At 40.8% G+C, this 10845-nt stretch carries 3 protein-coding genes and 1 pseudogene; all 4 read right to left on the bottom strand.

The features are described from left to right. Positions 1-82: 82 nt before the first annotated feature. On the bottom strand, positions 83-301 hold the full coding sequence (locus AC6H0A_RS02145; RefSeq protein WP_179230883.1) for a hypothetical protein: 219 nt from the start codon (positions 299-301) through the stop codon (positions 83-85). Positions 302-397: 96 nt separating this feature from the next. Continuing rightward, positions 398-646 (bottom strand): hypothetical protein, encoded by a 249-nt coding sequence (locus tag AC6H0A_RS02140; RefSeq protein ID WP_118815644.1) that lies wholly within the window; start codon positions 644-646, stop codon positions 398-400. Continuing rightward, complete coding sequence (locus AC6H0A_RS02135; RefSeq protein ID WP_497512336.1) at positions 636-8894, bottom strand: two-partner secretion domain-containing protein; 8259 nt, start codon at positions 8892-8894, stop codon at positions 636-638. The genes AC6H0A_RS02140 and AC6H0A_RS02135 overlap by 11 nt, the downstream gene beginning before the upstream one ends. A 68-nt stretch (positions 8895-8962) precedes the next feature. Then, a pseudogene (locus AC6H0A_RS02130) lies at positions 8963-10735 on the bottom strand (ShlB/FhaC/HecB family hemolysin secretion/activation protein). Positions 10736-10845: the final 110 nt, after the last annotated feature.

Here is a 10845-nt window from a genome sequence, read left to right as displayed (position 1 = left end):
CTATTCTTTATAAGAGCCATAGAATACATTCCTAAATCTATTAAAATAGAAATTTTAAGCATTTTAATAAAATCATTTAGATTCATCTTTTCCCCATTTTACTTTCATAATATCTATCACATGTATTAATAATGAATTCTCTTACTACAGGGCTAATCATATTAAATTTACTATTTTCTAAAGATTTATCTACTACATTGCCTAATACATTAGAAGAATAAGTTTTAGATATATCATACTTACCATTATCTTTATACCAATCAGTCACGACTCCTAAACCTGTAGCTGGGATTATTGGCATACCTGCCGTTGCTGATGATAAACCAACAGCATAACCACTATGAGTGATTGTTTTACTTTCACTCGTTTGGGTAGATTTGCTCGCCCCTACGCTAATCTAGTAACAACTTAAACCACTCTCATTAAAAAAGATCTTTACTAAATTTAATGCTTTTTCCTGATACCTATCCTTCCAAACATACCATTCTTGAGGTTTACCCGACATCTCCCATTCATCAAGAGCCAAGGCATTTAATATTTCCATATTAAGCCAGCTATCTAAATGACCATAATCCTTCTCCATTTTATGAACAAACTCATTATAGAGAAAAACATGACTTGTAATATTTAATTCATTATCTTTCATAGGTAACAGTAATAACCTTTCCTTTATCATTTGTAATAACTTTAACTCCATTAATATTATCTTTATGAATAGATACCCCCAACTCACTTGTTGTTTTACTTCCTGTTTTTATAGTATGTTCAACTACTGACGGCAAAATCCCTCGATCCTGCATTCTATCTAAAGCATGTCCAGAATATTCTCTTCCATTTATATAATCAGACTTATTTCTGACTGTTTGATAACTTGGATTTTTAGGCTGATTCATTTGATTATACCTACTTCCCATAGGAGAGGTATAATCTCTTCTCAACACCTCTGAGACATAAAAATTATCCACACTGGAATTAGAGTAATTTTGACCTTTACTTGAAACAAAAACTTTTGGTAATTTAGCAACATTACCAACTGAAGTCGCAATGAGAGGATTAGCAAATCCATACAAAAGCTCTGCTGAGCCTTGCTCCATACCGAAGGTCTTGGAAATAAAATCCCCTCCAACTGTTTGACTTGCTTTACCCGTCCAGATTGTTTTTACTCCAGCAAGAGTATGATCTAGTCCATATAAACCAGCAACAACTCCAAACCCACAAGTTGCAAGCCCCATACAACTAGTAACACCCCCACCTACAGCAGTACCTATACCATAAGCTGTTTGAGCCACCCCACCAGCCCTTGTCACTATCTGTGTATGAGCATCATCATAATCTTGCATTTTGTAAGCCAGATTATAATTAAATAGCGGATAACTCGCCCCTGCACCCCATGAATCTAGCGTATAAGTTTGTTTTTGTAATAAAGAGCGCTCATTGGCAAATTCCGCTGTATTACCCAATATTTCTTTTTGATATTCTGCTGCATAACGCGGATCATCCTCAGGAATCTGAGCTGAACAATGCACTAACGCACAAGCCGCAATTTCTAAACGACGTTCCTTTTCTTTATCGCCATTTGCAAGTAACTTAATGCGCTCTTTCTCATTTTGATGAAGCTGTCTGTTATACGTCTCCGCATTGTAAGATGCCAACGCCCCCTGTTTAATCGTTTCACTTGCCCCACCAGTTACAGCACCCGCTGCCGCACCTATCGCCAACGCCGTCATCTGCTGTGCCGCTTGTTTAAGTTTCTCCTTTTGTTCTGCATCTAACTTGAGGTCTTTCGCTTGTTCATTTAAGTAATCTGTAACATACGTGTTCAACCACTCGGAACCCGCTCCCGCGACCGCACCTGTTGCAACATTTCCTCTCGACATCTTCGCTGCCAATGCACCCGCAAGGGCGTGCATCGCAATCTTCTCTTTGCTCCCGTCTTCAAAGCCCAATTTTTTTGCAAGGTCGCCCGTTACTTTTGCAAACAACTCACCCGCCACTTGTGCCGCTTCTTGTTGCTCTTTGATTTCCTGTAAATCAAAGGCTTTTACTTTATGGTGTGCATTCTTCGTATCACGTGAAAGTGCGGTCAGATTTTTTGGGGTTTCTGTGTCAATTTGAATATTAGCCCCTATCGCTGATTGCGTTTGACTTGTAGCACTTTCATGTTTATTCCCTAAAGCACTCGCCGCGGCAGCCATTGCATTTTTAGCATTCTGTACCATATCCGTTGAAAGCCCCGCACTCACGCTTTTCACTTCAATCTCACTGCGGTTTTCAATATCAGTGTGAGTGAGCGATTTTGTTTTGAGGTGGTTCTTATCTTGGCCTGCTTCACTGTCAATCACAGAACCCGCAAGGTGCGTATTCCCTGCAACCTTAACATCCATTCCACCTTTGCCCACATGGAAGCCCGTTTGTTCTTCCACTTGGGCATAGTTCACTTTCGCTTTGTTTTGAGAATAGTTTGCTTGAGCACTTGAACCACTGCCATAAATTGCCACACTAAAGCCTACACCAGCTTGCGTTTGTTTGCTGTCGTAGTGATTGCTGTCTTGACGGCTTTCTAAATTAAGATTGCCTTTGATGTCTGCATCCAATTTATCAGTGTTAACTACCGCGCCCTTAAAGTTGGCATTTTTACCGGTTTTAATCACTGTTTCTTCAGCATTCAGATAACTATTACGCTGTGTCACGCTATCGCTATTTTCATGCCCTTTACCGACTTGAACAGAACCTTCTACACCAATGCCATAACTATTGGCATTGGCGCCTGCAAATACACCCACACTCCAACCTGTGTTTTTATTCTCACTTCGGTTATGGTAAGTATCTTGTACTGACCCCACGTTTAAGTTCTTAGCCACATCAAGTTCTAAACGTTTTGCATTTAACGTTGAGCCCAACACATCAACATCACCTTTTCGGCTGGTCAAATTCACCGTGCCAGCATTAAGCTCACTGCCACTATGAGTGATTGTTTTACTTTCACTCGTTTGAGTAGATTTGCTCGCCCCTACGCTAATAGAGACTTTAATACTCGGATTAGACACATTACCTGCCGTCATATTGCCTAAGCTAGAAACCGTGTTTGCAACATTTGCTGCATTTTGAGCTAATTCAATACTGTCATAAGCCGCTTTCATTTGATGAAGCTGTTTCAATTTTTCATTTTTAACTTCATGACTACGCTTTATACTGTGTCCCATCGATTGTGCTGTACTTACAACCGGTGATGTAACGGCTATCGTAAGTCCTGATTGTTTATACTCATGCCCCTCTTTACGTTCAATGATATCTTTTCCCGCTTCTACCTTAACAGCGGCACCTTCAATATCAATGCGATTCGTGTTTGGCGTAATCATATCCGTACCAAGAACATTTGTATGATTACCCACACTCACCCTGATATTGCCATTCATTGAACCCAGCGTGCTACGTGCATCTGATTGTGTCCAACCTTCTGTTTCATAATCATGTTTTTCTGATTTCGAGCCAAAGGTAATGCCAATACCACCGCCCGTGAATACCCCTGACGTTTTCTTGGTTTCCACGCGCTTATTTTTGAAATGATTGGTATCCGCTGCAATATCAACATCATGTCCAGCCTGAATATGGAGATTATCATCCGCAATAGCCTGAATGCCTTTCGCCTTTACATCATGACCTGCTGAAAGCACGACGTTTTTACCGCTCACCTGTGTGCCGACTTGAGTAACGGAGTGTTGTTGGTCTAGGCTGGTTTTGGTCGTTCTAGCAAGGCTGCCACTTTTCGTTTTGTGAAACTCCTCAAAATCACGGCTTTCTTTTGCGCCATTCAACACAAGGTCGTTCTCCGCAATAGCCATTAACTTCGCTTCGCTCTCCAGCTGTGCCCCTTCGGCTCGGAGATTTTTTGCCGTAAGCGTTACATCACCTTTGCCCTTGATTTGGCTGCTGATGGCTTGCTCAACTTTCTCATGACGGTAATGATTGCCTGCGCCCATTTTCTCATCAAAGCCCACCGAAAGTGCGGTGAGATTCATGTTATTTTTTGTTTGAACAAGCGTGCTGCCATTGCCATCGTTAATAATATCTGCCCCTTTAGCGTTCAGATTATTTGATGAAAGTTGTAATTGGCCCTCTTCTCCTTTCACATGGAAAAGTGCTTTACGAGCCAGTGTCGTTTCACTACGTTGAAAATGAGATAAATCTACCTTTGTTGTCATCGTGGTACTTTCGTGATTTAAATCACCGCCCACATCCACCAAGAGGGCGCGCTCGGCTTCCACTTTACCCCCGATATTATCGAAGTTATTTGTAGTTTTGATGCCTACTTTATCACCCGTAATGCTGCCTGCGTTGAATAAGCTTTCAGTATTTAATAACGTGAGCTTACGGCCTGCAATGGTGCCGCTATTGGTTAAACGGTTACTCCGCAAATCAATCACATCCGCTGAAATCAACGTGCCTTCACCATTTAAGTCACCTTTCTGCGCCATGGCATAGACACGAGGCGCCATCACTTTAACTTGTTTTCCGCTTGGTAGTGTTACCTCTTTTTCTTCAAACCAGACTATATCTGATGTAAGTTGTGCAACCTGTGCGGGGCTTAAAGCCACACCTGGGGTTAAGTTAAAGCGTTTCGCAAAGGTAATACCATTATCCATTAACCCTTTATATTGCGCTTCTAAATCTTGATAGCCCGTTAAGAACATACGTCCCGTCAACTGATTAACTTGATCTCGCACTAAACGTTGCTCGTAATAGCCATCCCCTAGGCATCTTAAGATATTTTGTGGATCACTGCGAAGTGCTTTAAACATATAGTCACCACTGAGCCATTGTTTACGATCGGTAAACTGTGGATCCGTTTCAATTAATGGGCGATTAGTGACCTCGGGATTGGTGTGATAAAGGCTTGAGGTAGGCAAAGAAACATCCGCACCAATCGTACGAATTTCACGCTGCCCAGCTTTTGCATTCGATTGATTCACACCATTGGCAACATGAATATTGTTGGCAAGTGCGAGCGTTTCCATCGAAAGATTGGCTTTTTCACCTTCAGGCATCACTGTTGTATAGGCTTCCGTACGAACTTGTTTTAAATCCAATGGTGTATCAGTGATTTTTTGGTAGTCATGACGGCCAGCCCACTCCCGCTGATGATATCGTCTAAATCCGCCTCGCCAACGCGAGTAAGTCCACTCTTGATTTCCATTATCAACAACTCGAGTAATCCCCATTTCGGGTACATTATTGACTTTTTCAGAAGGGTTATTCGGATTATAGATCTTTCCAGCTGCAATTATTTGGCTGCGGTTATTTTCCACATTACCATTAAATTCAACATCACCTTGACTTAAAATCTTACCTGGATGCGTTTCTTTCACCTTAGTTTCGCTGGTTATACGTTCTTGCACATAAATATCCCAAAAGCGATAAAATTCTTTGCCCAAGAGCTTTTTATTGTGTTCAAGAATAGCAGCATCTAACTGTTCAAATGCTTTTTCATTTACCTTCGCCCATTCAAAATAAGGTTTCATTTGAGCAGAAAACTCAACTAACTTAGCCTCATAATCAGCAACAGCTTTCCGGTACTCTCCCATTTTCAATTCATATTCTTTCATGAGGCGATCATAATCATGACGATTACGCCATGTTCGTTTAGGCTGTTTAGGCTCCTCTGGCGCTTGCTTTAACGTTTCATCCAAGCCACTCAGATCAGGTAATGTTGGAGAGGTAGGTGGAGGAGTAATATTAAATGCCGCCCATATAGGATCATTATTTAAATAAAGCGCTTGAGGTACAACAACACAACCTGAACGAGTTTGCTCGTTAGCACATACCTCCTCATTTGGCATTGGTAGAATATGACCTTCAATTTTGCCATTAGTAGGTCGCGTTACCTTATTTTGATTTTTATAAACCACTTTACCTGCTCGACTAAAGGATGCCCAACGAAGTTGATCGAAATTAATACGTTCAGCGCTCCCATCTTCAAGCAGATAATGTTCATTTACTTTTTCACGTTTGACTTCTTCTAACCTTGTATAAATACGGGCATTTTTGTTTAAAGTTTGATGCATACCAAGGACAACACCACGCCCTTCAATCAAACTACCGCTATTTAATAATTTATCGCCTAAATCTTTTGATTGATTGTTTTCATCTAAAGTGCGACCAAATACCACTTTCCCTTCAGAGGATAAGGTGCCGCCAATACCATTAAACGCCCAATTTTGAGTAAAGACCGTTTTACTGTTCTCAACGAAAGGCGCTGCAACATCTAGACGTTCTTTTGCCGCAACAACCGCTGATTTAATCGTTCCATCAGATTGTAATTCATCTGTATTCACTATTTTTTGACCAGCCTGTAAAGCAACATGACCACCATAAATACGACCAGTACCGACATTAGTTAATGTATCACCAGTCTTGATAACATTTTCTACTGCCCCTTTAATCAATCCTCGATTGGTTATATTCTGCTCACTTATAAGTGCAATTTGTTTTCCTTGAATTTCAGCAGTCTTTGTGTTTTCAATGTTCTTCGCATTGATTTGGGTATGGCCTTCAGAAAGTAACCCTGCTCGATTAATCAAATGGCCTTGAGTAGTTAAACTTAATGAAGAACGGCCAACTAAATCGCGTTGACTATCAAAATCTTGAACAAGTTGGATATTTGTATGGTTAGCCTCAATATCGCCATCACCAGAAAGTGCATTAACCTGAATATTCAGTTTTTCTGTAGCCTGAATTGAACCTTGACTATTTTTTATAGAAGCCCCTTTACCCTGAATACGAATATCCCCTGTAGAGAATAATTCACCTTGGTTATTGTCTAATTGATTAACAACATTCAATACCTGAGAAGAAACCGAATAAATCCCACCTTGTTTATTGTCCAATTGATGAGCATTCACCTCAGCCTTACCGGCAAGAATACCCTGTGTTGGTACTGATTGCGCATTCCCTTTAGTATTTTGGTTATTTAGATTAGTGGTATTAACCGTTAAATCACCTTGAGCTTGAATGAGTGAACCTGTATTGCCGACTTTTTGGTTATTAATGTCCCTTGCAATATTTAACGTTGAAGAACCGTCAGCAACAATCATTCCGGCTCGGTTATCCACGGATAATACGGTTAAAGTTAAGTATTTACCACTTAGCAATCGTCCTTCTCGATTATTTAAGAATTGATTTTGCTGGGTAAGACTCATATTTCCACCAGAAAGTATTAAGCCTTTTTCATTATTTAACCCTTGTTCTAGGTTTAATGAGAAGTCACGCACACCTTGGCTTGCCCATCGACCCTGTTGGTTTTCTACTCTTTGCGCGGTTGCATTAATCCAATCCGCTTTTAAATTAGCATGCTGTGTTAAAAGTTGAGAAGGTGTATGTAAATTGATTTCATTTTTTGCAATGAGCGTCGCTTGATTTGCATTCATTTCACCTTGATGAGCCACAATATGAACATCTTGGCCACTTGTCTGACTCTCGCTGACATCGACTGTTTGAGCTTGAACATCGACCTTACCAGAGGCAATATTTTTCCCTTTCGCCACAGTTGTTTTTGCTGTTTTTATTTCAAGGTTTTTAGTCTCACTAACCTCATCTATCTCGCGGGTTTTACCATTTTCCTCGATACCGGCAGCCAATACCGAAGATTTGCCCGCTTCGACTGAATCCGCTTGATAACGAATATGCCCACCTGAAATAGTCGCGCCTACCTGATTAATCTGATTTTTAGCATTAACTAGAACATCACCTCGTGCTGTTTCAACTTTACCTTTTTGAATCACATCAGACTTGGTTTTGATTTGGACATCTTGTTTACCGCTAATCTCCCCTTCATTAACAATACGCCCTTGACTATCAATTTTCACCTCACCCGCTGATGCACCAATATGCCCCGCATTGCGTACACCAAGACCTTGGCCGTTATCTACTAAATGGATTTTTTCAGCATACATCCCACCTAATTGGCTCACATCCACACTGTAGCTTTGGTTTTCGCCTTGGGTATCAGAAGTGCGGTCAGTGTTGTCGGTGTTGTCGGTGTTTTTATCTCCCACGTAAACCACTGAATCATTGGTGCGGTCAACGTTGTTTTTACCCGTGGTAACTTTAATGCCTTTTTTAGACCAAACCCCACCTTTGATTTCTGCTTTCTCAGCGATAATATCAGTGTAATCAGATTGACTGTTATCCATGCCTTTTTGGCCAACAGTCACTTTACCGCCTTTTACGCGATAGCCTTTCAACTCGCCATTTTCTACTTCTGCTTTACCTGTTGTCAGGGTTGTTCGCCCCGCATTAATCACACCACAGCCATCACACTGAATACCACTTGGGTTGGCAATCACGACATCCGCTTTTTTACCCGCAACCTCTACATAACCTTTTAAACGGCTTGGATTAGCGGAATTTACCTCGTTAAGAATGACTTTTGCTTCACCGCGAGCAAGATTCGGGTTACCTTGCACCCAGCCCGCCATTTGAGTTTGTGCTGCTTTACGGGCATTGTTTAGCACAGCGCCTTTTTCTGCCACATCAAATTGCGAATATTGGTTACGTGATACCCCACCTGCACTTGGGGTTTGAATATTCACTTGCGGTAAACCATTCGCTGTTTGAAGTACGGTGGGTTGTTGATTACCTGGTGCTGATTTATCAGCACGAATCGCCATATCTTCTGCATGAACAGAAGGCAAAAAGACAAAGCCTAATGCTAACATTAAGCTGAAATGAATGGAGTTGAGGGAGAAGGAAAGTGCGGTTGAAAATAATCCTGTTTTTTCTTGTTCTGGACTCACATTTTCACTTTGTGCTTTACCTTGAGATTTTGCCAACTCAGAGACCACCACTAGCTGATTTAATACACGGCTAAAAATTACTTTATAATGACGTTTATTCATTTTGTAATTTCCTTTAAGTTTTAATTCTGTTTGGTTTTAATCAATTTATTCATCTAAAAGCGTGAGCATTAAAAACGGTAGCTCACATTAAATCCGGTTGTCACATGACTGGTTCTAAATCCTTCCGGTTTTTTAATTGGAACACCTACGAAATAATCATAGTTAATGCCCCATAGTTTGCCGCGAAGTCCAATTGCGCCCCCCATTAAGCTATCACCAATTTGAAGCTCTTCTTGGCTGGAATGCACTTTACCTCGGTCAATCCCTAAATAAAGCTCATGTCCCTTATTGGCGATATTCCAACCTAGCTCATTTCGCCATAACCAACCTTTTTCACCGGAAAGCGATAACTCGCCATCAAATCCGCGTACAGTATAACGACCACCAATACTAAATTTATCTTGTTGTGTTAAAGGTGTGCCGTTCCATTGCCCATTCCAACTGGTGTTAAAGCGGAAAGGTTGATTGCCGATAGTAAAAGGATAGGTAAAATCAACGCCTGCAGTAAAAATCTACATGCGGGAAGTGCCTTCACCAAACGCCTCTTCCGGTGCAGGTAAGGATTTATTCCCACCCGTACCACGTTTGTAATTCGTACTAAGTTGTAACGTTGCATTACCAATATACTGAGTATGATTAAGTCCCACTTCCCAACCAGCAGTTCGACGACGTTGCACTTCAATTTCGGTGTCATTGATGTAGTTATGGGATTTTTTTGTCCATAACGCCGCATTCACATAAGTTTTGTGAAGACTTCCACGAGATAATAAGCGACTTAAATTCGCTTTCATTTGTTGGCTTTCGCCTGAATAGGTGTAAGACTCAAACGCGCCCGCTACCGTTTGGTGATAAGAATATTTTGAACCGGAAAGCGTTAAGAGATAGTTCTTCCAAGGAATAGAATAATAGAGACTAATATTTTTACTGCCATAATCGCCTTCAGCATCATCGCTATTACGTTTAAAGCTGCGTGTACCACTGATATAGAACATATCATTAAGTGTTAGCACGTTATCCCAAGAAAACGTGGCTGAGCCTTGTAAACGACCCGTAGCTTTACTCCCTGAATCATCTAACCCTAAGGTTAAATGAAAAGGTAAGCTTTGCTTATAAGCAATCACCACGTCTGTTTCACCTACTGTATCCGTTGGCATAAGCTCCATATTCGCATCAGCACTCGGTACACGTTTTAAGTTTTCTAAACCTTGTTCAATGTTGCGAATATTTAATATATCCCCCTGCGCCATTGGCATGGCAAACCATAAGGTACCATGGGTCGCAAACGGAATCGCACTTTGGTCTTGTAATTGAATACGGCCTACTTTACCCGGAATCACGGTGAGTACAAGCATGCCTGAACGCAAATCCTGCGGCTCCACCACCACGCGTGTAGTGACATAACCCAAATCAATTAAGCGATTTTGAATACGACGAAGTAATACATTAATCCCCTCCGAGCCAATACAAGCAGGCAGTGCAAAATCACGCCCAGCATAAACAGACTTTAATGCCCAAGAGAATCGGCTTGGTTGGATTAATTTAAGGGAAGAGTCTGATGAATTTTCTTCAGCTTGATAATCGGTCAGCACCAATTGATTGATAGGAAAACATTGCGCTTCATTTTGTGGAAAGCCACGAGAGGCTTCTTTTTCACCCTCCAAGCGCACATTCGCGGATTGCGTTTGCTGCGCTAAAATCGCTGCATCTTGTTCCGCTTGTTGCCTCTGTTGTTTAGCATCGATTTGTTTTTCTACTTTTTCATTTACTGAACTTGGTGCTGAAAAACCAAAAGGTGAAATAAATAATAAACTAGAAAGAAAAAAGTGTGAGGATTTTTTCATTGTTACCCTAAAGATAAAGTGATTAATAAATTATGGTTGATAAGATATCAAAATCTATTTAAAAAGACTATAAAGTTTACATCGGTAATTTCTGTTATTTTTCATTAGTT

The sequence above is a fragment of the Haemophilus sp. THUN1692 genome (genome assembly GCF_059704395.1).
The sequence above is the reverse complement of the archived record's forward strand: the minus strand, read 5'-3'. Positions and strand labels throughout refer to the sequence as shown.

Excerpts from the sequence above, each read along its gene's own strand:
- AC6H0A_RS02145 (WP_179230883.1), bottom strand. The coding sequence starts at position 301 with ATGCCAATAATCCCAGCTACAGGTTTAGGAGTCGTGACTGATTGGTAT.
- AC6H0A_RS02140 (WP_118815644.1), bottom strand. The coding sequence starts at position 646 with ATGAAAGATAATGAATTAAATATTACAAGTCATGTTTTTCTCTATAAT.
- AC6H0A_RS02135 (WP_497512336.1), bottom strand. The coding sequence starts at position 8,894 with ATGAATAAACGTCATTATAAAGTAATTTTTAGCCGTGTATTAAATCAG.